The following is a 24,265-nucleotide window of genomic DNA, read 5'->3' as shown; positions in this document are numbered from 1 at the left end:
ATGCAATCTAGTGGGACCTCCAAAATCATAGTCGCGCGCGATGTTACTACTGCGTACGGATCGCGCATTATGCACGATCGTGTAAGCTTTAGCATCAAAAGGGGCGAAATTTACGGCTTTTTAGGTGGCAGCGGCAGCGGCAAAACGACATTAATGAAAACCCTCATATTTTTAAAGCGACCGCAAAGCGGAGAGATTAAAATTTTCGGGCGCGATATTTGGCGCGCGAGCGAGGCGGAGCAAAACGAGATCCGCCTAAAATGCGGCGTGATGTTTCAGTTTGGCGCGCTTTACAGCTCGATGAGCGTGCTCGAAAATGTAGGCGTACTGCTGCGCGAATATTCTAAATTTAGCGAGCGCGAGATAGATGAGCTATCGATGTTTTGGATCCAAAAGGTGGGACTTAAAAAAGAGGCTGCCGCGCTTAGCCCAAACGAGCTTAGCGGCGGTATGAAAAAGCGCGTAGCGCTGGCTCGCGCGCTAGCACTTAGCCCTGAAATTTTATTTTTGGACGAGCCAAACTCAGGACTTGATCCGCTCAGCGCCAGAGCCCTTGATAGGCTTGTTTGCGAGCTTAGAGACAGCCTTGGCGTCACGGTCGTGATGGTGACGCACGATGTAGATAGTATCTTTGACATTTTGGATCGGTTTTTGATCGTGGATAATCAAAAAATCGCTTTTGAAGGAAGCATCGAGGAGATTTCAAGCCTAGAGAATAACCCGCTTGAAGAGCTATTTAAGATGAGGCAAAAGGATTGAGCTTTGAAATTTATTTAGTCGAAATACATGTCGCGATGGGTAAAATCGGGTAAAATTTAGATAGGTGCAAGCTAAAATTTTAAAATAGCGGCGGGAAAATTTTAAACCTAGCGAGGAATTCCAGGCTCCGCAGGGCTTAAATTTTAAAATTTAGACTTTAGCGGCTCAATCGAAATTTTAAAATTTAGGCGGGTCGCGTTTAAGGGCGCATTTATTGGATAGTACGTAAATCTTTAAAATTTTAGCGAGTAAGCGGCGCTAAATTAAACCGGAGCGGTAAAATTTACGCTAAAATACAGCGCGGCGATATTTTGAAATTTCAAAATGCACGCTAAGCTTTAAAATTTAAACTCAGATGATTCTGCAAATTTTGCGGCTATTTGAGAAAGTGCTAAGTTTTAAAATTTAAGCCTAAATGGCTATTTTAAGGCATATCGCGGGGCTTAAATTTTACGCTCTGAAATTAGGAGAAAAGATTGGAAAATAGAACTTCATACACGATAGTAGGCGCATTTGTTATGATCTGTGTCGCGGCTCTTACGGCGTTTATGTGGTGGATGCTTACTAAGACCGACCGCGGCGAGAGCTACCGCTCCTACTATATCCACACAAAAGAGCTTCCCGTAGGCATCAAGGAGAATTCTGAGGTTAAATTTATCGGCGTAAATGCGGGCATTATTAAAAGCATCGACTTTGCCGATATCGAAAATGCGATTATTGAGATTGAAATTTCAGTAAAAAGCAAGCTACCGATCTCGCAAGATAGCGTCGCTAAGGTAGAATCTCAAGGCATCAGCGGAATCGCGTTTATAAATATCACGAAAGGAAGCGGCAAGCTTTTCCCGCCGAATGATAAAAAGCCGATAATTGCACTGGATAAAACGCTTCTTGATAAAATCGGCTCTAAAGCTGAAGTCATCACCGATAGCGTGAGTGAGATGATCTTTAAGATTAATGGGCTACTGTCTAAGCAAAATACCGATAAAGTGGATAGAATTCTATCTTCGATGGATAAATTTAGCGCTGAGCTAAGTGATGAGAAAAAATTCCAAAGCCTAGACGCACTGCTTGCTAACGTAAATACTCTCATAGCAAATTTAAACGAGCGCGAGAAGGAGCTAGACGCGCTGCTAGATAATCTAAACGCTTTTGCCGTGAGTGCTGCCAATCTATCGAATTCACTGGATAAAACCGCAGGCATCATCACTAAGCGTATCGATCGCGGCGAGTACAATCTAAAAGCAATCTTGGATCCTACGCTTGAGGAGGCAAAAAACACTCTTGGCGAGCTAAAAAAATCACTTAGAGAATTTCAAGGCGCGATGTTTAGGCTAGAGGACAATCCTTACGATTTCTTTTTTAAAGACACTTCTAAAAGCGCGGATCGCGACGATAAAAAGGAATAAAGATGAAAAATTTTATAAAGTTTACGCTTGCTGCGACGCTGGCGGCGATATTTTTAGGCGGCTGCTTAGCTAAGCAGGCTAAGCCATACACCTACTACGAGCTGCGTTATGATCAAAAGCGCTGCGTAAATCCTAGCGGTGCGCGCAAAAATATCTTTATCGATACCATCACGGCGACAGATCTCGTCGATAGGCGCGACATTTTAATAGTGGATTTTAGAAACCGAACGCGGTTCGCAAGCGACGCCAAATTTATCACGATGCCTAGCGAGATGGTATATAAGGCGCTGCTTGATGCGGCATTTTCCACCTGCTCGCTAAATCCGATCTTTGTGCCAAAAGAGCGGGATTTGCGCCTAAAAACCAGTATCGTAGCGCTTCAGATCAATAACGATCAGGCAACCGTCACCATGGGGTATGAAATTTTAAATTCTTTAGAAAGCATAAAATCGGGCATCGTCACTAAGCGCGTTTTCGTGCCTGATCCCAGCTCGCAAAGCATTTATAATGCTCTAAATTTAGCGCTTAATGAGAGCATAAACGAAATTTTAAAGGCTCTTAGATGATAGCGGCGATCGAAGGAATTATCACGCGTAAGGAGCCCACTGCTTGCGTCATTAAATGCGCTAGCGGCGTGAGCTACGCTCTTTCATTGTCATTAAATACCTCCGCGAAGCTCACGCAGGGCAAGCTGACCGAGCTTGCGTGCGTACAAATTCTGCGCGAGGATGCCGATTTGCTGTACGGGTTTTTAGACGAGAGTGAAAAAAAGATGTTTGAAACCCTAATCAAACTTAGTGGCGTAGGTGCAAGCACGGCAATGGCGGTTTGTTCGACGCTCGCTCCGCAGGATTTTGCGCGTTGCGTAGCTACGGGGGATGCTGCGACGCTAACTTCAGTTCCGGGCATCGGCCCAAAGACCGCTAGACGGATCATTGCTGAACTAGGCGATGCGAAGCTAATGGAATTCGGTCCTAGCGAGACTTATAAAAACGAAGCGGCATCCGCGCTACAAAGCCTTGGATTTAAGCGCGATAAGATCAATCAAATTTTAGCAGGCTGCAGCAGCACGAATACGTCAGATCTTGTCAAAGAGGCGTTAAAAAAATTAGCGTAGAAAATAAAATTTGAAGGAAAGCAATGAAATTTGGCATAGTTTTTGGAGCTCAAAGCTACGAGCACGAAGTAAGTATCATCTCGGCAATTGCCGTTAAAAATGCCCTAAAAGGCTGGGACTTGGAGTTTGTATTTTGCGATAAAAATCGTAAATTTTACCGCATCGAGGATAAAAATATGCGCGCGGCATATTTTAAGCAGGGCAGCTATGCTAAAGCAAAAGAGCTTAGCATCGGTGCGGGCGGATTTTTTGAGAGTGGAATGTTTAGCAAAAGCATGCTAGAAGTCGGCACATATATCAATCTAATCCATGGCTGCGATGGCGAGGATGGCAAAATGGCAGCGCTATTTGAGTTTTTTGGCATCCCTTATATCGGACCTCGCATAGAAGCTAGCGTTCTAAGCTATAATAAAATTTTAACCAAGCACCTAGCTGCAATCGCAAATGTAAAAACCCTGCCGTATGAGATCGTAAATCGTACTAGTCTGCCTAATTTTAATTTCCCGATCATCGTTAAGCCCGCCCATTTGGGCTCTAGCATCGGAATTTCGATAGCCAAGAACGAAAGCGAGTTTAGCTATGCGCTGGATCAGGCTTTTGAGCTGGACGATAGCGCGATCGTAGAGCCATACTGGGAAAACGTAAAGGAATTCAATCTCGCAGGCGCTAAAATAGACGGCAAAATCGTATTTTCAAACATCGAAGAGCCGAAAAAGGAGGGCTATTTAAATTTCGATCGTAAATATTTGGATTTTTCGCGTAGTGGCGCGATCGAGCCCGCTCGTCCTGGCGCTTTGCTAGAGGGTAAGATGAAAGACGCCTTTACGCGGCTTTATAACGCAGGATCATTCGATGGCGCGCTCATCCGCTGCGATTTTTTTGAAAAAGAGGGCGAAATTTATCTAAACGAGATAAATCCAAATCCTGGCAGTCTCGCAAACTACCTATTTGATGATTTCTCCGAGGTTTTAGCAGCTCTTGCTTCATCGCTGCCGCCAATGAGGCAGATCCCTGTAAGCTACGAGCTGATCACCAAAATCACCGCTAATAAGTAGCCAATCGTTTAAAATTTTACGCTAAATTTTGCGTAAAATTTTACTCCAAAAGGTCGAGTTATGATAAATCAAGACGAAATTTACACCGCTACCGAGATCGTGCGCAACTTCAGCACCGTTTTAAACAAGATCAAAAACCAAGAGATCAAAAAAGCCCTGATCGTCAAAAACAACAAATTCGAAGCCGTGATGATCAGTATGAGCGAGTTTGAGCGGCTCGAAAAAGCAGTCGAGCTACTCAAGGCCGTTTACGCTAAAAGGAGCAGCGGTGGCGAGTAAGGAGCTCGTCTGCGGCGGCGAGAGCTACAAGATCAGCTACGAAATTTCAAATTTACAGCGTGCCGAATATATTTTGGTGCTGCACGGCTGGGGCGCAAACAAGGCGCTTATGTCTCGGGTTTTTTCAGATAAATTTCGCCGTTACGCGATAGTGTGCGTCGATCTGCCGGGATTCGGCGCCAGCTCGCAGCCCGCACGCGCCCTTGGCAGCGAGGATTATGCAGAGATTATGCGCGCCTTTATCTCAGCTTTGGGCGGGCAACCCGCGGCGATCATGGGGCACAGCTTCGGCGGCAAGATCGCTGCATTGCTAGCTCCGCGCAATCTCATACTGCTAAGCAGCGCCGGTATCATCGAACCCAAGCCCTTTGCAGTGCGCGCCAAAATCGCGATTTTTAAAATTTTAAAAAGACTTGGACTGGCGGGGCTTTGGCGCGCGTTTGCGAGCAAGGATGCCGCAGGTATGAGCAAGACGATGTATGAGACGCTAAAAAACGTCGTAAATGAGGACTTTCGCGATATTTTTTCCGCGCTAAGCCCGCAAAATGCGCTCATTTTTTGGGGCAAGGACGATCGCGCCACTAGCCTAAAAAGTGGCGAGCTGATCCACTCGCTCGTCAAAAACAGCAAATTTTATCCGCTCGCGGGGGATCACTTTTTCTTTTTGCAGAGCGCGGAATTTATCGGCGAGCAGATCGAAAAGGAGCTTAGCGGCAGCTAAATTTAAAGATTTGGCGCCGCGCTAAATTTAAAGCGAAACGCGATTTGGTGTAAATTTTAAAATTTGGCCGCGAAATTTTAGCGCTGCTAAAAATCGCGCTTTAGATATAAAAACAGATCGTGCGAAAGGCAAGAGCGGGCGCATTTTAAAAAGCATTTCGATGCGGCGCTTTAATACGGCTCACCTCGCGTTTTAAAATTTTGCGGAGTGTTTGCGTAAAGATCGCAAACCGAAGCGTAAATTTAGATTATAAAGTCGCGAGCACGCGGCACATATTTAAAATTTAGCGGTATAAAATCCGCTCTTTGGGCTCGTGGTATAAAACGCAAAGCTCAAATTGCGGCGTGCTGCGTTAAATTTTAAAATTTTAACGCAGCAGCGGATCGTTTCTGCTCTGTGTTTGCGATTATGGTGGCCGTACAAGACGCGCCGAAACCGTGTATGTGTGCCGCAAAGCGAGTAATTAAATTTAGTCGCACAACCGCGTCATGTATTTGCCGAGACACAAGGTCTATGTGTCGTAAATAATGCAAATCATCGCGCGAGGCAGGGCGCGATGTCGCAAGATACGCAGCGTGCGAAAATTTCAGGTCGCGGAGAGATGAACGCGGAGCGGTATCGAAAACGCAGGCAGGGCGCAGCAGCGTAAATTTATCGAACACGCGACTCGTGCAGCTTTCGCGAGAGTGTGAATTTGCGAGCTAGCGAAGTTTGCAAAAATAGAATTTGCAAAGCGAGAATTCGTAAAATTTGCAAATGAAGTCGAATGCCGGTTAGCCCGAGCTCGCCGCGTTTTGCCCGCACGGGCTTGCAAGGCGGGCGCGCAAACTTATAAAAAGGAATTTTAAAAGATGAATATAATATTTTTGATCGCGCACGCGGCATTCGTCCTGATGCTCGGCTTTTATCTGATCACCTGCCTGCAGTGGTTTTCGTACAAGCCCGCGCGCATCATCTTTCACTTTACCAAGCCCGCGTGGCACCTCTATTTTTTGATTTTGCCGCTGGCGGCGTATTTCGGCTGCGAGATCGCGGCGGGCCTCTGTGCGGCTAAATTCGGTTTAGCATCCCTCTATACCCTGCGCGCTGCTAAAATTCTAATCGTCGCAGCCTACGCGCTAGCGCTTTATTTTTGGCAAAGAGGGCTTGATAAAAAGCTCGTCTTTACGCCGCGCGTGAAGCGATTTTTTGCGATTTTGGCGGTTTGTGTGTTTAGCTTTAACGCCGCATTTTATGCCGCGGGGGGCCCGATTTTGCCGATCTTTTTGCCGCTTGGCGCCGCTCTTGCGGCGAGCTTTGCTTACGAGCGGGCGCAGGCTGCGAAATTTAAGGCCGCCGCGCGCAAAAAACTAGCCCAGATGCCTTCTCTTACGATCATTCAGATCACCGCGAGCTACGGCAAGACGAGCATTAAAAACTTCTTGTATCAAATTTTAAAAAGCGACTTTCGCTGCTACAAGACGCCGCGCTCGGTAAACACGCTAGCAGGGCTCGTGCGCGACGTAAACGAGGCGCTGCCCACAGATACGCAGATCTACATCGCCGAAGCAGGCGCCAGGCTAAGCGGCGACATCGCCGAGATCACCGAGTTTTTGGCGCCGCAGATCGTCGTCGTGGGCGAGATCGGCGCGCAACACATCGAGTATTTCAAAAGCATCGAAAACATCCGCAAAACCAAGCTTGAAGCGCTAATAAGCGCGCGACTAAAGCATGCGTTTTTGCACAGCTCCACGCAAAAAAGCGCGGACGAGCGCGTCACAATCTACGACGAGGGGCTGGAAATTTGCGGCGCGGATCTGGACGGAATAAAATTTAGCCTTAGCTTGAGCGATGATGAAAGCGGTGCTAGCGGCGAAAATTCTGTGCCGCGCGCAGAAACATCCGCCGCAGAAGGCGAAGGGCAGGGCGATTTAAGCTTAGATGCAGGCAGTGCGGCATGTGCGGAAAAAGACAAAAATTCTAAAAATTACGGCGCCGATTTTGACGATGCAAATTCCATGTCCCGCGCCGAACGGAGCGAGCGAGAATTTTACGAACAAGCCGCTCGTGCCGCTAGCGACGATAAAATTTGCGGCGACAAAGAGCGGGGCGTGCAAGAGGCTCCAAACGGACGGAGAGAACAAGGAAAGAGGCATGAGTTTTTCGCGCCGATTTTGGGTAAATTTAACGCCGCAAATCTCGCCGCGTGTATAAAGATCGCGCGATTTTTGGGTCTTAGCACAGATAAGATCAAAAGCCGCGTTGCGCACGTCGGCGCCGTCGAGCACAGGCTTGCGCGGCTCGATGCAGGCGGCAAGATCATCATCGACGATAGCTTCAACGGCAATCTAAGCGGCATGCTGCAAAGCTACGAGCTGATGCGAAGCTACGGCGGCCACAAGGTCATCATCACGCCGGGCATCGTCGAGAGCACACGCGAGGACAACGAGACGCTCGCCGCCAAGATCGATAAAATTTTTGATCTCGCGATCATTACGGGCGAGCTAAATTCCGAGGTGCTGCAAAGTAGGATAGATCCAAAAAAGACTATCGTTTTGAAAGACAAGCGCGATTTGCAGCGGGTTTTGAGCGAAAATACGCACAGCGGCGATCTGATTTTGTTTTCAAACGACGCACCGAGCTTCATTTAAGCGGCTTTGGCGATACGGCTTGTTTTGCCTGACGCCATACTACGCGATTTAGCAGGCGTATTTTTGAGCAAAGGCTTTGAGCGGGTATGGCGGGCGATTTATAAAGTGGCGCGACCCGATAGACGATTAGTTGAAGCTTGCGGCGCGATCTGTTTAAATAGATAGCCTGTGCGGCGAAATTTCGGCGCGCCGAGATCGGCTTGCGTTTGGTGGGTAAAATTTTAAATCAAATTTTAAAGGAAAGCTATGGATTTGCAAGAAAATATGCTGGGGCAGCTGCGAGCGTTAAGCGAGGAGAAGTTCGCGCAATTTTCGCAGCGCCTAATACCCGCGCCGCAGATTTTGGGCGTGCGCACTCCAGCGCTGCGTGCGCTTGCTCGCAAAAGCTTCGCCGCTTTGAGCACGGCGGATGAGGCGCGGCGCGAGCTGCAAAAATATAAGCCGGTTTTTCACGAGGAGTTCGTGCTAAAGAGCTTTTTTATAATGCTTTTTAAGCAAGATGAGACGAAATTTGCGCTTGCGAGCGATTTTATCAAAACGATGCCAAATTGGGCGGTTTGCGATATGTTCGCTCCGAAATTTAAGAACGCCGCTTTCGCGGATGCGCTGCTAAAGCAGGCCAAAAGCGGTGCGGACGAGTTTGAGCGGCGATTTTTCTACGTTTATTTTATGCGAAATATGGACGCGATCACGCCCGAGGAATTTTTTGAAATTTGTGCCGCCGAAAGCGACGAGCGGTACTACGTGCAGATGGGTGCGGCGTGGGCGATAGCCGAGATGTTTATTAAGCAGCGCGAGATCACGCTTGCGTTTTTGGAGAGCAAGCGGGCGGTTAAATTTATCCAAAACAAGGCGATATCGAAGATCCGCGATAGCTTTCGCGTAAGCAAAGCCGAAAAAGATGCGCTTTTGAAATATAAAATTTAGTCGCAGCGGAAAGTGGCGGAGGTAGTTAAAATTTCAGTTGCGCGCGGGGCTTGTCAGCCAAAATCGCGAGCTTTAAAACGTAAATTTAAGGAGAGAAAATGTTTAGTAAGGAATTTTTGGAGATTTTGAATTACGAATGCGCCGTGGGTATCGCTACTTGCGCGCACGGCGAGGCTCACATCAGCAATACGTGGAACAGATATCTCGTCATTAAGGGTGATCGCATCCTCATCCCCGCTGCGGGTATGAAAAAGACGCAAAGCAACGTGGAGGCAAATCCAAACGTCGAGCTTAGCGTCGCAACGAAGGAGCTAGCAGGCAGGTTCGGCGCAGGGCGCGGCTTTGTGGTGAAGGGCACGGCGCGCTTTATTGATAGTGGCGCGGAGTTTGAGGAAACGAAGGCGAAATTTCCGTTTGCTACGAGGCTACTTGAAATCACGGCTAGTAGCGTAAAACAGGTGCTGTAAGCCAAGCGGCGCAGTTTGGGTGGAATTTACGAATGAAATTCCCGATGAAATTTCGCCGCGAGCTTTGCGATGGAATTTTGCTGTGAAATTTTATCGATGGAATTTTAAAATTAGTAAAATTTTATCGACGAAACTTCGCTTCGCCGTAAAATTTTAAAGCGAGCGAAATTTTAAAGCGGATAAAATTTCAAAGCCTACAAAATTTCGAAGTTTGCAAGATCCGTAAGTCTCGCTCAAATTTTTAGAGCATAAATTTACGCATTGAAAGGAAAAGTATGAAACGATTAGAGGGTAAAACCGCCGTAATTACGGGCGGAAGTGACGGCATAGGGCTTGGCATCGCAAAGTGTTTTGCCAAAGAGGGCGCAAATTTGATCCTGCTTGGCAGAAGCGTGGAGAAATTAAAAATCGCGCAGGAGGCCTTGGGCGGTTACGACGTGAAAGCTTACGCAATAGAGGCGGATTTGGCGCAAAGCAAAACGATAAAAGACCTTTGCGAGCGCATTTTAGCGCTACCCCTTAAGATAGATATCCTTGTAAATAACGCCGGGTTGGGAAAATTCGTACCGTTTGAGGCGACCGACGAAGCGCTGCTGGACGCTCATCTAAACCTAAACGTCAAAGCGCCCTATCTGCTTACTCAGGCGCTTTTGGGCGCGCTTGCGACTAGCAAGGGCTGCGTGATCAATATCTCGTCGTATTTCGCGAACCGAATGCTCGTGGGGCGCACCACGACGGCGTATTCGATCACCAAAGGCGCACTAAATTCTTTCACCAAATCGCTTGCCTTCGAGGTCGGCAAACTCGGCGTGCGCGTTAATGCCATAGCGCCCGGAAGCGTGCTGACGCCGCAGTTTCAGCGAAATTTAAGCGCGCTTAGCCCGCAGGGGCGCGAGGCGTTTGAACAGATGGTGCAAAATATCTATCCGCTCGGCAAAATCGGCAGCGCGCAGGACATCGGCGATGCGGCGGTGTTTTTGGCGTCGGATGCGGCGAAGTGGGTCAGCGGCGCAATATTTGCGATAGACGGCGGACTTACGACGAATTAGCCGCGACCGAGCAGAATTTTGGGCGCGGATTTTGCAATATAAAATTTACAGAGGCGAATTCCGCCGCGAGAAATTTACCCCGTAGAATTTCGCGCGGCAAATTTGCAATGAAATTTAGCCGCGTAGAATTTTACGGCGACGAATACTGCGCGCGAAATTCCGCCGTGGCGAAAGCGCAAAATTCTGCAAGCCGCGCGAATTACAACGTAAATTTTAAAATTTACGTTGTAAAATTTTGCAGCACGCGGTTTGGGCTGAATCTCGCGCCGCAAAATTTTAAGCTGCGATAAAACGGCGCCTGCGGGGCTAAATTTAAAAAGCGGCGCCGGCAGCCGGCTTGAGATAAATTAGAAATTAAACGAGATTGGAGAGGGTTTGAGGGTTTTGTTTCTAGCGATTTTAGCGGTGTTTTTGCTCTCTTGCGCGGCGCTATTTAGCTCGTGCGCGGCTCCGCTGGCGCCCGCTGGTAACGCGCTTAGCGTATACGACATCTACTCCGTAGCGCGCGACCGCCGCAGCGTAAGCGAGGTCGCTAGCGACAAGCTCATCCAGACTAAAATCCAAAGCAAAATTCTATTTACCAAAGGCCTTAGCAGCTGGGATTTGGAGGTCGAATGCTTCTACGGTGAGGTCTATCTCATCGGGCTACTGGATAGCGAAGAGATGCGCGAGCCGCTGCTTGCTTTAGCTAGACAAACTGAAGGCGTGCAGCGCGTGCATACCTATCTGCGCGTCAAAAAGCCCGAATATCCGTGCAATTCGTTTGAAATTTTTACAAATTTAAAGAAAAATCTCTTTTCCGACACCGACGTTTCAGGCACTGCGGTGCGCGTGGCGATCGTGGGCTGCGACGTGGTATTTAGCGGCGTAGTAACGGATATCGAGCACGAAAAGCACGCGATCTGGTACGCGACGCACGCGCCAGGGGTGCAGGACGTGTATTCGTTCCTGCGCGTGGTAAAGGAGTAGGGGCTTTGCGGTTAAATTTGATCGCTTCGGCAGGGCAAATTTAACCGCTTACGGCGGACTAAATTTAAAAAGATACGCGCTCGGTTCATTCGGTTTGCTTGCGGGGTGCCAGTGCGTATGAAAATTATAAATTTCGGCGCGCAAGATAACGTGGAATTTTAAAATTTGGCTCACGAGTGAGAGCATTAAGTAAATTTAAAGCCGCCTCAGACGATAATTTCGCAGATAAAATTTACGCCGCAAGCGCTCGCCAAAAAGTAGCACCGGCGTGCCGATAAAAAGCACGCCGTGTTTAAATAACGACCAAATCAGAGGCGGCTCAAGCGAGCAAAATTTTAAAGCGTTGCGTTTTAAAAGTGCTAAATTTAAAGCGAGCCGCCGAGCTAAATTTAAACGTAACGCGCGCATTGCGAGCGAAAATGAGCTAAATTTAAAATCGCGTTGCCGTTATCGGCAAAATTTCAGCGACATGACGCGAGCGCTCGCGCTAAAACATACGATCAAAATGCCCCAAAGGGCGCAAAATTCAGTAAATTTAAGGAGAGAAAATGAGCCAAAGCCAAAAATGTACGTACCAAACCGCGTGCGAGCTGTCTAACGTGAGGCTGATCAAGCACCCGCTGATCGAGCATAAGCTCACGATCCTGCGCGATCGGGAGACTGATCCGTTTCAGTTCCGCATGCTCGTCGATGAGATCAGCTATCTGATGATGTTTGAGGCGACGCGCGATCTGGCGCTGCGCGAGGTGAGCGTGCATACGCCCGTGGCGCAGACCAGCGCGTATAAGCTCGCCACAAAGATCATGATCTGCCCGATTTTGCGCGCCGCGCTGGGGATGCTAGATAGCGTATTTAAGCTCATACCGGATGCCAGCGTGGGATTTTTAGGCTTTCAGCGCGACGAAAAGACCGCGCAGGCGGAGTTTTTTTACGCCAAACTGCCCGCAGACGCCGCAGAGCGCACCGCGATCATCATCGATCCGATGTTTGCGACCGGCGGTACGGCGATAGACGCGGTGAAATTTCTGCTGAAAAACGGCGTTAAAAAGATCAAATTTATCTCCATCATCGCAGCGCCAGAGGGGCTTCATAGATTTAGCGAGATCTACCCGCAGGTCGAGGTTTTCACCGCGGCGATCGACGAGAGATTAAACGAGCAAAAATATATCGTGCCGGGTCTTGGAGACGCGGGAGATAGGGTGTTTAATACGATGTGAATTACGCGGCGAAGGACTTTGCGCCGCGTTAAATTTGCGCGATAGTATTGGCGATAAATTGATCGGCAGTAAACTTTACCGGCAATGGAATTTTACGCGATACGAAATCTATTTATAAATATGCGGGTTGTCGCTGCTCGGAATTTCGCACCGCGATAAATTTGGCAAGGCGCGTATTTTTACGGCGCGCGCAATACGTAGTAAAATTTTAAATTTCGCAGCGCCGTAAATTTGAAGCGCTTTAAAATTTTAACTCGTCGTGGAATTTGCGGCATTTTAAAATTTGTTAAATAAAATTTGAGCTCCGCGATGTATAAAACGCGTAAATTTTAGAGTAACGCAAAGGCGAAATAGGGTGGTGCAATTTTATTATCGCCGAATTTTGCCGTAGAATTCTACCCGCGTAAGATTTTGCGGGGAATTCGCCGCGTTAAAACCATGCAACAGAACGGGAGTGAAATTTTAAAATTTAATCCCGCAAGTTGCGGTGTGAAATTTTACGGCTGCCCGCACCTCAAAAATTTACAAATCGCAAAATTTACAAAAATCGCGCAGCGAAATTCTTACCAAGCAATCCGATAAAGAAGTCGTAGCAGGCGGCGCGTCAGACGTACGCGAGGAGTAAAATTCTTACCCAAACCGATCCACCCGCGCTAAAATGAAATTTCAAATTTAGCGAGCAAAATTCTGCCTTACTTCACCAGCCCCGCTTCCCTTAAAAAGCAGCTCGGCTCGTAGCTAACTTTTCTGATCTTATCAAATTTCGCGTAGCTTAGCACAAGCTCGTCGCGCGCTCTGGTAACCGCCACGTAAAAGAGCCGCCGCTCCTCCTCTAGGCTGCCGCCCATCGCCATTAGCTTGAGGTTCGGGAAGCGGTTTTGCGCCAGATCGATGAGATAGACGCTGCAAAACTCAAGCCCCTTGCTTGCGTGCACGCTGAGCAGATTTACCCCTTCGCCCTCGCTCATCTCCTTTGCGCCCAGAGTTATGAAATTATAAAAGCTCTGCGGATCCGCGTATTTACCGGCGATCTGCTCTAAAATGCCGCATTTATCGTAGATGCGGGAGATCTCATCCTTTTTGCGCTCATCGTCTATCTTGCCGTTTTTTAGCGTCGCGCGCTTTGTCGCGATGAAATCCGCCACAAGCGAGAAAAGGCATGAGTTTTTGATCTGCGAGATCAGCGTAGCGGACCTTGTAGCGGAGCCGCTTTTTTTAAAAATTTTATAAATTTCGTGCAAAAATACGGCGCCGCCCTCGGTGATTTTATTGTGTTTTAGCACCGGATGCGAGCGAAAAAACTCATCAAATTCCAAAGCCTCAAAGCGCGATACCGAGCCGATAATATCCACATCGTCAAAAAGTCCGAGCTGGTAGTTTTTCCTCTTTTTTTCAAAAATTTTAACGCTCTCATCGGGGCGCAAAAGCCCTGCGTGAATGCTTCCGTGCCCAAGCGCGATTAATGCGTCGAAAAGCTCCTTGCTTAGCGCGCTGCCGACGCCTCTTGCGTATTCGCACGTACTCATAAAGGCCATCATATCTTTTGGGTTTATTATCATCGCGAAGATGTCCGTAAAGACCTTGATCTCGCGGCTTTCAAAAAAGCTCACGCCGCCTTTTCGCTTTGCGCCTATACCGAGCTCCTTAAGCGCGACCTCGACGCCGTCGGCGCTGGAGTTGTTGCGAAAGATGACGGCGATCTTTTCGCGCGGCACTCCGCTTTGTGCGATCTGTGCGGCTACGTGGGCGTATTGCGCCGCCGTATCGTCGTAAACATGCAGCCTAGGCGCGCTAAATTTTCCCTCGCGGCCCACGATCAGCTTCTTTTCGTAAAGGCGCGGATTGTTCGCGATGACGCGATTTGCAAGCGCTAAAATCGCCGAGCTTGAGCGGTAGTTGATATTCAGCGCGTAAATTTTAGCGTCCGCAAAGCGCTTGCCGAAGCTGCCGATGATGTCGATGTTTGCGCCGTTGAAAGCATAGATGCTCTGATCAAAATCGCCGACGCAAAAAAGGCTTTTCGTCGCAAAGGCATCGATGAGGCTTCCTTGCAGCGAGTTCGTGTCCTGATACTCGTCCACTAAAATTTCATCAAACCGCAGCGGCGCGCCCTTTTGCAGCTCGCGGCGCATCTTTAGCAATACGTCGTTGAAATCGGCGTAGTTAAATTTCGCCTTTTCCTCTTCAAACTCGCGCAAAATATCTGCGTAAATTTCGGCAAATTCCGCCTGATCCTCGTAGTTTTTGCTAAACCACGTCGCAAAATCCGCGCTCATCTCTTTGTTTTGATACAGCGAGTACACGTCGTACAGATACGCCCCGCCGTAGGGGCGCGTGTCGCTTACGTGATAAAATTTGCGCCTTTCTACGAGGCTTTTTAGCAGCGTCTTTAGCTCGGCGGGCTGCTTTAGGATCACGCCCTTGCCCAGCTCGCGAAGTAGGGCGTAGGATACGGCGTGAAAGGTGCCCGCGACAATTGCGGAGGTGATTTTTTTATCAAAATGCCGCTGCAGCCTCGCTATCATCTCGCTCGCGGCTTTATTCGTAAAAGTAAGAAGCAAAATTTTTCTAGGACTCGTGCCGAGATTTAGCAGATGAGCAATCCGAGCGACGATGGTGCTGGTTTTGCCCGTGCCTGCGCTTGCGATTACTAGATTGTGCCCCGCAGGAGCGGTTGCTGCGGCGTATTGTTCGGTGTTTAGCTTAGCTAGAGCGTCCAAGATTATTCCTTTGCAAAAAGGCGCCATTATAGCCTAAAATCATTAAAATTCTTTGATATAATTGCGCGATGAAATTTCTAAAATTTATGTTAAAAATCGCGCTATTTTGCGCATTTGCATTCGCTCTGTTTTTGATCCTAGACGCGCTTTATCCGCTAAATTTGGATATGCTAAATAAGCAGAAGAGTAGAATTTTATATGACCGAAACGGCGAAATTTTAAATATGCAGATCAGCGACGATCAAATTTGGCGCTTCTACGCAGCCGCAGACGAGATACCGCCGCGGCTGAAACAAAGCGCGATCTACTTTGAAGACCGCTATTTTTACTACCATTTCGGCGTTAATCCAGCCTCGATCCTGCGCGCGGCTACGTATAATTTTACGCAAAATTTTACTAAAAAAAGCGAGGGTAACGTCGAGCGCGTCGGAGCCTCGACGATTACGATGCAGGTTGCGCGTATGATGCGCCCCAAACAGCGCAGCTACAAGAACAAAATCATCGAAATTTTCAACGCCTTTCAGCTGGAGTGGCACTTCAGCAAGGATGAAATTTTAGGAATGTATTTCAACCTCGCCCCATACGGCGGCAACATCGAGGGAGTCAAGACCGCGGCGTATTTTTACTTCAAAAAGGACCTGCGCGAGCTTAGCAACGCTCAAATCGCGCTTCTTAGCGTGATCCCGAAAAACCCTAACAAAAACCGCCTAGACCGCAGATCAAACATCAACGCGCTCAAAAACCGCCTAATTTCTCAGCTGCGAGAGGGCGGCGTGATCTCGCAGAGCGAGTACGAGCGCGCTCTTGCCGAGCCGTTTTCGCCCAGGCGCTACGCAGCGCCCAATTATGTGCCGCATTACGCGCTACTGGCGTTTAACAATTATAAAATGCAGAATTTTACCGTCAAAGATGACGTAAATTTCACTCAAAATTTAGAGCAGGTCGGAGCGCCCGGCGGGGCAGCTGGGCAAGCAAGTTCGTCTGCGCACCGAGCCGCGGCGGTAGAGTTAAATTTTTCGGACGCGGCTGGTGCCGAATCAAATTTTACGGCTGCGGCGAAGGTTGGGGCGAATTTATCAAGCGCCGCAAACGCGCAGGCGGAAGTGGATTTGAAAGAAATGAATCCCAAAGAGGCGGATTTTAAAACTAATGCGCCGAAGAGTTTAAATTTAGGCGGAACGAGCTTAAATTTAAACGAGCGCGAAGTCGCAGAATCGCAGGCAAGCGCGAAACCGAATGAACCAAAAAGCGTAAAATCAAATGAACGAGAGGGCGCAAATTTGGATGAGAGGCAAGATTCAATTAATGCTGCCCGTCCGTCGCAAAACTCGCAAAGTCTAAATTTAAACGAGCAACGAGGCGCTGCGCGTTTGCCGCAAAATCCGCAGGCAGATACAGATTCAGATAAAGGGCAAACCGAGTATCCGCCGCAAAATCCGAATGCGGATATAAATTTAAACAAGCGGCAGAATGTCGTCAGTATCGCGCATCCGCACCAAGACCCGCAAAATTCGCAAGATCTAAATTTGAACGAGCAACGAGGTGCTGAGCGTTTGCCGCAAAATTTCCAGGCAGATGCAAGCTCTGGCGAGCGGTTGCACGTAAATTTTAGTGCGCAGACAAATTCCGCTTCAGGCACTAGGACGCAAACAGATTCTACTTCAAACGCTAAAATGCAGACAGCTTCTGCTGCAAGCGCCGAATCGCGGGCAAATCCCGCTCCCAATGTCAAGGTGCCGCAAAATTTCGCTTTAGCCACCCAGGCGCAGATAAATTCCGATCCCAACGCCAAGACGCAGGAAAATTCCGCAAACTCTAAAGGGGGCGCGCAGCCTAAGGAGCAAACCGCGCGAGCGCAGGAGCTTGCGCGCCTTAGCGAGGGTAAAATTTATTCGAGCTTGGATCTGAAAACCCAGATCGCGCTTGAGGGCTTTTTGAAAAGCGAGATCCTCTCTCTGCGCGATAAGGGCGTTAGAAACGGCGCTGCGGTGCTGATCGATAACGAAAGTATGAGCGTGATCGCCTATATCGGCAGTCACGATTTTAGCGCCAATGAGGGGCAAAACGACGGCGTGCGCTCGCAAAAAAACGTGGGCTCGACGCTAAAGCCTTTCATCTACGCCAAGGCCCTGCAGCACGGGCTCATCACCCCTTCAAAAAAGCTGATCGACGCGCCGATAATCTTCGCGGGCTACGTGCCGCGCAACTACAACCAGAGCTTCATGGGCGCAGTGAGTGCGACGGATGCGCTAAGTCTAAGCCTAAATATCCCTGCGGTGAAGCTAAATTTGATGCTTGAGGACGACGGGCTGTACGAGATGCTTAGTGGCGTGCATCTGGCAGAGTTTAGCAAGGATTATTACGGCGCAGGTATCGCTCTGGGAAGTATTTCGATGAGTCTAATGGATCTTACTCGCCTTTACAGCGCGTTTGCAAACGGCGGAAAGCTACGAAAGCTCGAAATAGCGGGTGTAAAGATCGGCGACGATGCGCAAATTTTAACCCCGCAGAGCACCTATATCGTAACGCAGATGCTAAGAAACGCGCCGCGCTCCTACCTCGGCTCGGTGTGGCAAAACACCCTAAACGCGCCGCCTCTGATGTTTAAAACGGGCACGAGCGCCGATGCGCGCGATCTCTACACCGTCGCGCTCACGCCGAAATTTACTCTCGGCGTCTGGCTGGGAAATTTCGATGGCTCCAAGACTAGGGATCTTAGCGGCGGCGTGAGTGCGGCGAAGGTGGCATTTAATATGTTTGCCTTCCTCGATAAATCGGGCATGCTAGGCGAGGTGGAGTTTGCGCGCCCCGCGGGCGTGAGCTTGCGGCGGGTATGCACCGACGCGTACCGTGAAAAGGAGTGCGCGCAAAGCGCCGACGATCTTACGATCGATGGGGTTGAGCCCAACGAGGAGTGCGAAATTTACGGCACGAGCGAGCTTTTTTATCTGCTAAAACAAGGTCTGATCGATCTGCAAAAGGTGCGCGCGGGAAGGTGTGCGGCTAAATTTGTCGCCGTAAAGCCCGTGCTAAACGATATCAACGCCAAAACCTACGAGACCGGCGCGGACGGCACGCTGCGGCTTAAGGTGCAGTGCACGGCGGTTTTCGGCGAGCGGGTATATATCAGACTAAGCGGCGGTTCGCGGGAGTTTATAGCGCTAAATTTCACCGCGTTTACGAGGGAGAATTCCGCGGATTTGGATTCCAAGCATTTTAGCGCGGCGCAGCAAGATAATTTAACGCCACAGAATTTAAAATCACAAAATCTTACGAAGCAAAATTCTGCGGGATGGAATTTCATAGCTAAAAATCCAGCCATACAGAATTTGGCGTCGCAAAATTCTATCTTGCAAAATTTTACAGAGCAGAATTCGGAGGCTGAAAATTTCACAGCGAAAAATTTTACGGATCGAAATTCCTCGCAGCAAAATTCCGCGGCACGAGATTTTACCACGCTAAGCCTAGCGCCTGCAAATTCTAAAGTTAAAACGGGAGAATATTTTGCGCGCACTAACGGCGAGGCTTTTACGCTTAACCTCGGCGCAGGGGATTTCGAGCTTGGCTGCTTGGACGAAAATGCAAATTTCGCTAAAGCAAATTTTAGAGTAAATGAAAGAAAATAAAAGGTTAATTTGTATATAATTTCGTAAAATTTTTGCAAAGGAATTTTATGAAGACAAAACTACTAAGCGCAGCGCTATTTTGCGCTTTGGCTAGCTTTGCTGCGGGCGTAGAGATCAAATACGCTAGCGGGGCTTACGAGATTAGTGGGGTGGACGGCAGTGGATTTAGCGTCACGCAAAAGCAGATCCTAAAATGCACTCCCAAAATCACGGGCACCTACGAAAGCGTGAGCGAGAGCTCAATCAGGCTCTATCCAAAGCCGATGCTTAGCGCCGGGGTTAATTATTCGTGCGAGGCGCGCGGGGTGCGCTTTGAGTTCGAGACAGAGCCTTTTAGCACCGAGCATATCGCGCTTCTACGTCCCGGGTTAGTGGCAATCAAATTTAACGATACGGTTAGCAAGGACGCGCTACAGCAAGCGACTAGAATTTACCGCGCGCAGAATTTAGCCCAAAACGACATATCCTACGAGCTTAGCTCTCACGATGATCGGAATTTTTTATTCAGCTTCGATCCTAAGGCACAAAACGTCGTATTGCAAATAGAATCTCTCACCTCAAAAGCGGGCGCAAAGCTGCAAAATCCGGTGGAGCTGCGCACGGACGAAGAGCCTTTTAACGACAGCATTAACGCTTCAAATTTAAGTGGCGTGCAGATTCGCCCCGCGGCTCTAAAAGACGGCTCGCTCGCAGCTAGAGTGTGTTTTCCTAACTATATGGACGAGCTGTCCGCCAAATACATAAGGATCGCAGGCGTGAGTAAATTTAGCCTCACTCAGCCGCGATATTATTATTACGACGAAGATGAAGAGGGCGGCGAAAGCGACGATCCTTCATGCTACTACTATGCAGATATAGTAAGCGACGAGTTTATGCCGAATAAAAGCTACGATATCAGGCTGCTAAAGGGATTCGGAGATAGCTCATATATCTTGCGAGACGAGATAAAACAAAGCGTAAAAATGGGCGATAGGCTGCCTTTTGTAGCCTTTAGTGACGAGAAAAATTTTATCCCAAAATCCGCTTCGTTGGCATTTAAAAGCTCAAACGTAAATGAGGTTAAAATTTCGATTGCTAAAGTCCCTGAGCAAAATTTTAGGTATTTTTTAAACTTTGAAAGCAACGAAGATAGCGTAGGTGGGCTAGCTAGCGAGATCGCGGTTAAGAGCTTCGATATAGGAGGCGCTAAAAACGCCGTTGCGGAGCATAAAATCGCGATGGATTTTAAAGGCTACGAGGATGGAATTTATAAAATCACGGCGTTTTACAAAGTGGGCGAAAAGATGCAAGAGGTTTCGCGCGTAGCCTATCTTAGCGACATTACGGCTCAAGTGGTGCTACTTGAGCGCGGCGCACTGATTTATACTTCTAGGCTTAGTAATGGCGAGGAGCTAAGCAGGGCGAAGGTTAAAATTTACAGCGATAAAAACGAGCTAATCGTAGAGGATAAAACGGACGGAGATGGAATTTTAAGATTAGAAAATATGGAAATTCTAGCTAAAAACCCGCGCTCTATCGAGATTAGCAAGGGGGGTGAGCATGCGTTCGTGCTATTTAATAACGCCGTTGCAAGCGTCGAGAAAACGATTACTGCAAAGCGTCCGTTTGTTTATCTCGCAAGCGAGCTAATAAGCCCGAACGAGCGGCTTTTAGGCACGATCGTGATGAAAAATCGCGATTTTAGCTCTTTAAAAAATACGCCGATTAAATTTAAAATTTACGATCCTAGCGGCACTGTGATCATCACGCGCGCGCAAAACACCGATGAGTTCGGCAGCGTTAAAATCGACGAGCTGATGGGCGAGAAAAGCGGCACTTACCGCCTAGATCTCATCTATGAGGATAAAATCATCGCTTCTAAAAGCTTCAGCGTAGAAAATTTCGTCCCAAACCGCATTAAAAATGAAATTCTCACTGCCAAAGACGAATATGGCGCAGATGAGATCATCACGCTAAAGCTAAGCTCAAACTATCTTGCAGGCGCGCCGGCTGGAGATTTGAAAGGCTCACTGGAAGCAAACGCCTATGAAAAAGAGCTGAAAATTAAAGGCTACGAGGGCTTTTCGTTTCTAAACGATCGCTTAAAGAAAAAGGGCGCTACGCAGCTTCGCAGGGCAGAATTTACGCTAAGCTCCGCCGGCAAAAAAGAGCTTGCACTCTCGCCGGCAGCAGCTGATCTAAATGTCTCTAACGCCATAAATATTCTACTAAATTTCAGCGTAACCGAGGAGGGCAAAAACGTAAACGCATATCGCAGCCTGAGCTATCTGCCTTATGATCGTATCGTAGGAATTCGCGCGAACAAGGATTTTATATCAAGCGGCGATAGCGTAAAATTCGGCTTTGCGCTACTAGATTCCAAAACCAAAACCGACGTCAAAGGCAAGATCGACGTTGAAATTTACCGCGACGATTTTACTTACGTTTATGACGGCAATAGATACGTCGAGCAAGAAAGCTTTAATCTCGTAAGCGCCGTTAGCACCGATGCGCGCGAGTTTGAGTATAAATTCCAAAACGGCGGCAATTATCTAATCGTCGCAAACGATTACTCAAGCGGCGCAAGTGCTGGCGTGCGCGTGGATGTAAGCGGCTGGGGATATTATGGACGGGTAAATGCTAAAGACGTTCAAAGCGCTAAAATCAAACTCGCAAGCGACAAGGTTAAAGCCGGAGATAAAATTAAAGGCGTCATCAATTCGCCGGTAGAAAGCGGCGTGCTAAATATCTCGCTCGTAGGAGAGCAGGTTTACGACTATAAAATTCTATCCGTCAAAGGCGGTAGCGCGGAATTTGAGCTTAGCGTGCCGGAGAATTTCGTCGGAGGACACATCAACGCTGTAATCGCGCGCGCTGCGACACCCGCTGCGATGCCGCTTAGAGCCTATGCAAACGTGCCGGTGGCGCTAGATGCGAGCTCGCACAAGGCTGGCGTGCAAATTTTAGCCGAGAAAAGCTACAAAAACGGGCAAAATGCGCAGATCAGCGTAAAAAGCGAGCCAAATTCCAAAGTCATACTATACGCGGTCGATCTTGGAATTTTAGATATCGTCTCACAAGAGGAGCTCGATGCATTTAAGGCGTTTGACGTTAGCGCGTATTTTGCGCTGCGATACTTCGACATTTACGACGATCTTAGCGTGTATCAAACTACTGCTAAAGAGCTAAGCTTCGGCGGAGACGGCGTGATGGCGAAAGCTAAACGAAATTTAAGCCCGGTCGAAAACAAAAAGCAGAAAAAATTTATCAAAATGCTGATCGCAAAAGCAGACGCAAACGGCGAGGCGAAATTTGAGCTTGCGATGCCGAAAAATTTCAACTCCACGATCCGTCTAAGCGCCATGGCTATCGGAGAGGCGGCTACGATCGGCTCTGCAAACGTCGAAGCCAAGGTCCGAGACGACGTCGTTATAAAGCCCGCCGATCTAACCTATATGGTGCGCGGTGATGAAATTTCCGTGCCGCTAACGCTCATCAATACGACTGACAAAGAGCAAAAGGCGGTCTTGAAAATCAGCTCATCTCCTTCGGTCGCTATAAGCGGCGGTGAGGCAAATTTCACGCTTAAACCGCTGGAGGTCAAGCACACGAACTTCACCGCGAGCGCGCTTGATATTGCAGATGCAAATATTAAATTTGATCTTGACGCAAACGGGCAAAAATTTAGCAATGATGTAGAATTTGACATAATCAGCCAGTTTCCGCGCTCGAAGCTATTTCACGTAAGCTACGGCGATAAGCCGGTAACTCTCAAAGTCGATCCGAGCTATAAAGAAATTTATACTCACATCAGTGCTACGCCTAATGCTTTTAGCCTAGCGGACGAGCTATATCTCTATCCTTACGGCTGCACCGAACAGCTTGCTTCAAGAATGATAGCGGTTGATTATGTCGCACGCAAAGACTCCAATAAAACCTTAACCAACCGCGTAAACGAGTATGCAAGTAGAATTTTATCTCGCCTCAAACCTAACGGCGATTTCGGTTACTGGAGTGCTCACGGCGTTACTAACTACTATGCTTCGATCTATGCAAGCGACGTTTTGCTAGAGCTTGATACGCGATATAAATTCCTTAGCAATAAGCAAAGATCGCTAATTTTTAGCGCGCTAAAATCAAGCTACAAAGATCAGGATACGCTCCGCATATACGCGGATTTCGTGCTAGATCAATACGGCAAACTGGACGATGATGAGATAAATTTCGTTTACGACAACGATCTTTATAAAGACTCGCCGATGGCTAGTATCGCCTTGGCTGCGATACTTAAAAAGCACAATATGACGACTGAGTTTGAATTTATGCTCGAAAAAATAGATGAGGCGAATTACGATTACGCTGATAACGGAGCAGGTTTGACATTTGCTAGCGATGTAAGAGATGCCGCCTTTAAGCTCTATGCATTCGGCAAGGTTGGCATCAAAGATGATAGCACGGCTCGCACGGTCGATGCGATCATTCGCGATCTAAAAAATATAAACAACACGCAGGAGCGAGCAAGCGTAATACGCGGATTTGATGCATATTTTAAGGACGCGAAAAAAGAAGCCCATTTTGCATTAAAATACGACGGCGAGGCGAAAAATTTCAATTCGCCGTTAGATACCAAACTCGCGGTAAAAGACGGCGCGATAGAATTTACGCCGATGATCGGCAATGGCGAGCTATTTTTTACCGCTCTTGGCTTTGGATATGAAAGCGCGCCTTTAAAGCATGAGGCTTTGAGCATACAGAGCCTAAACGCCCATTCTATGGATAGCAAGAGGATTGAAATTTACCGCGAATTTATAGATGCTCGCGGTAACGTCGTCGATCTAAACAAGCTTAAAGTAGGGCAGAAAATTTACTCTAAGATCAGCTGGCGAGCGAATTATTATCTTTATAATTTCGTAATCGACGAGGCGATGCCTAGCTGCTTTGAGGCGGTCAATGAGCGCCTAGGCTCGGCTGCGCAGGCTAGAGTCGAGGGCATGCAAGACAGCGTGGCACTAGAACACACGGAGTATCTGTATGACCGAGTGCTTCGCTTCCCAAAAAGCGGCTATTTCTATTATGATCCGCGAGATGGAGAGAATAGCAGCGGAGTCATCTATACTCCGATAAACGTGATTATGGCGGGCTCGTGCGCGCTTCCTGCGATCTCTATCGAGGATATGCAATACGAGCAGGTAAATAACTACGATCTGCAAACGCTTAAATTTAAGGTCGCTCGCTAAGGCGTAGCGGCTTTAAAGCTCGGCGCGGATTTGCATTTATTGCGATTTTCGCGCCGAGCTCTTTTATGCTCGACAGATATTTGTAAACGAACGCCTGATAAAATTTT

The 24,265-nt window shown here is 48.1% G+C and carries 17 protein-coding genes; 16 read left to right on the top strand and 1 reads right to left on the bottom strand.

Annotated elements, in window-relative coordinates; genetic code table 11:
• The 14 genes from CGRAC_RS06135 to upp all read left to right on the top strand — a co-directional run bounded on the left by CGRAC_RS06135 (nucleotide 1) and on the right by upp (nucleotide 12,596).
• Nucleotides 1-759 carry an ABC transporter ATP-binding protein gene (locus CGRAC_RS06135; RefSeq protein WP_040303758.1) on the top strand — a complete coding sequence of 253 codons (759 nt, stop codon included), beginning with the start codon at nucleotides 1-3 and terminating at the stop codon, nucleotides 757-759.
• Nucleotides 760-1,235: 476 nt separating this feature from the next.
• A complete protein-coding gene (locus CGRAC_RS06130) occupies nucleotides 1,236-2,165 on the top strand; it encodes an MlaD family protein (protein WP_005870376.1) in 930 nt (309 codons plus the stop codon).
• 2 nt (nucleotides 2,166-2,167) lie between these two features.
• A complete protein-coding gene (locus tag CGRAC_RS06125) occupies nucleotides 2,168-2,731 on the top strand; it encodes a hypothetical protein (RefSeq protein ID WP_005870378.1) in 564 nt (187 codons plus the stop codon).
• A complete protein-coding gene (gene ruvA, locus CGRAC_RS06120; protein WP_005870379.1) occupies nucleotides 2,728-3,282 on the top strand; it encodes a Holliday junction branch migration protein RuvA in 555 nt (184 codons plus the stop codon). Before CGRAC_RS06125 ends, ruvA begins: the two co-directional genes overlap by 4 nt.
• 23 nt (nucleotides 3,283-3,305) lie before the next feature.
• Nucleotides 3,306-4,337, top strand: coding sequence for a D-alanine--D-alanine ligase (locus tag CGRAC_RS06115; protein WP_005870380.1), 1,032 nt, complete (start codon nucleotides 3,306-3,308; stop codon nucleotides 4,335-4,337).
• Between the two features lie 60 nt (nucleotides 4,338-4,397).
• Complete coding sequence (locus tag CGRAC_RS06110; protein ID WP_005870381.1) at nucleotides 4,398-4,616, top strand: type II toxin-antitoxin system Phd/YefM family antitoxin; 219 nt, start codon at nucleotides 4,398-4,400, stop codon at nucleotides 4,614-4,616.
• A complete protein-coding gene (locus CGRAC_RS06105; RefSeq protein WP_005870382.1) occupies nucleotides 4,606-5,337 on the top strand; it encodes an alpha/beta fold hydrolase in 732 nt (243 codons plus the stop codon). Before CGRAC_RS06110 ends, CGRAC_RS06105 begins: the two co-directional genes overlap by 11 nt.
• Nucleotides 5,338-6,188: 851 nt before the next feature.
• Nucleotides 6,189-7,967: a Mur ligase family protein gene (locus CGRAC_RS06100; protein ID WP_005870386.1), complete on the top strand. Its 1,779-nt coding sequence runs from the start codon at nucleotides 6,189-6,191 to the stop codon at nucleotides 7,965-7,967.
• A gap of 246 nt (nucleotides 7,968-8,213) precedes the next feature.
• On the top strand, nucleotides 8,214-8,894 hold the full coding sequence (locus CGRAC_RS06095; protein WP_005870390.1) for a DNA alkylation repair protein: 681 nt from the start codon (nucleotides 8,214-8,216) through the stop codon (nucleotides 8,892-8,894).
• A 98-nt stretch (nucleotides 8,895-8,992) separates the two neighbouring features.
• Nucleotides 8,993-9,361 (top strand): pyridoxamine 5'-phosphate oxidase family protein, encoded by a 369-nt coding sequence (locus CGRAC_RS06090; protein ID WP_005870391.1) that lies wholly within the window; start codon nucleotides 8,993-8,995, stop codon nucleotides 9,359-9,361.
• Nucleotides 9,362-9,636: 275 nt separating this feature from the next.
• A complete protein-coding gene (locus CGRAC_RS06085; protein WP_005870393.1) occupies nucleotides 9,637-10,410 on the top strand; it encodes an SDR family NAD(P)-dependent oxidoreductase in 774 nt (257 codons plus the stop codon).
• A gap of 107 nt (nucleotides 10,411-10,517) precedes the next feature.
• Nucleotides 10,518-10,700 carry a hypothetical protein gene (locus CGRAC_RS11910; protein WP_005870394.1) on the top strand — a complete coding sequence of 61 codons (183 nt, stop codon included), beginning with the start codon at nucleotides 10,518-10,520 and terminating at the stop codon, nucleotides 10,698-10,700.
• Nucleotides 10,701-10,785: 85 nt separating this feature from the next.
• Nucleotides 10,786-11,379 (top strand): BON domain-containing protein, encoded by a 594-nt coding sequence (locus tag CGRAC_RS06075; RefSeq protein ID WP_005870396.1) that lies wholly within the window; start codon nucleotides 10,786-10,788, stop codon nucleotides 11,377-11,379.
• A gap of 590 nt (nucleotides 11,380-11,969) precedes the next feature.
• A complete protein-coding gene (upp, locus tag CGRAC_RS06065) occupies nucleotides 11,970-12,596 on the top strand; it encodes a uracil phosphoribosyltransferase (RefSeq protein ID WP_040303768.1) in 627 nt (208 codons plus the stop codon).
• 692 nt (nucleotides 12,597-13,288) lie between these two features.
• Here upp and CGRAC_RS06060 read toward each other — a convergent pair.
• On the bottom strand, nucleotides 13,289-15,343 hold the full coding sequence (locus CGRAC_RS06060; protein WP_005870402.1) for an ATP-dependent helicase: 2,055 nt from the start codon (nucleotides 15,341-15,343) through the stop codon (nucleotides 13,289-13,291).
• A gap of 41 nt (nucleotides 15,344-15,384) precedes the next feature.
• Here CGRAC_RS06060 and CGRAC_RS06055 point away from each other — a divergent pair, with 41 nt between their 5' ends.
• Nucleotides 15,385-18,942 (top strand): transglycosylase domain-containing protein, encoded by a 3,558-nt coding sequence (locus tag CGRAC_RS06055; protein WP_005870404.1) that lies wholly within the window; start codon nucleotides 15,385-15,387, stop codon nucleotides 18,940-18,942.
• A 47-nt stretch (nucleotides 18,943-18,989) separates the two neighbouring features.
• On the top strand, nucleotides 18,990-24,158 hold the full coding sequence (locus CGRAC_RS06050) for an alpha-2-macroglobulin family protein (protein ID WP_005870406.1): 5,169 nt from the start codon (nucleotides 18,990-18,992) through the stop codon (nucleotides 24,156-24,158).
• Nucleotides 24,159-24,265 lie beyond the last annotated feature (107 nt).

This window comes from Campylobacter gracilis (assembly GCF_001190745.1).
Taxonomy (GTDB): domain Bacteria; phylum Campylobacterota; class Campylobacteria; order Campylobacterales; family Campylobacteraceae; genus Campylobacter_B; species Campylobacter_B gracilis.
The sequence above is the reverse complement of the archived record's forward strand: the minus strand, read 5'-3'. Positions and strand labels throughout refer to the sequence as shown.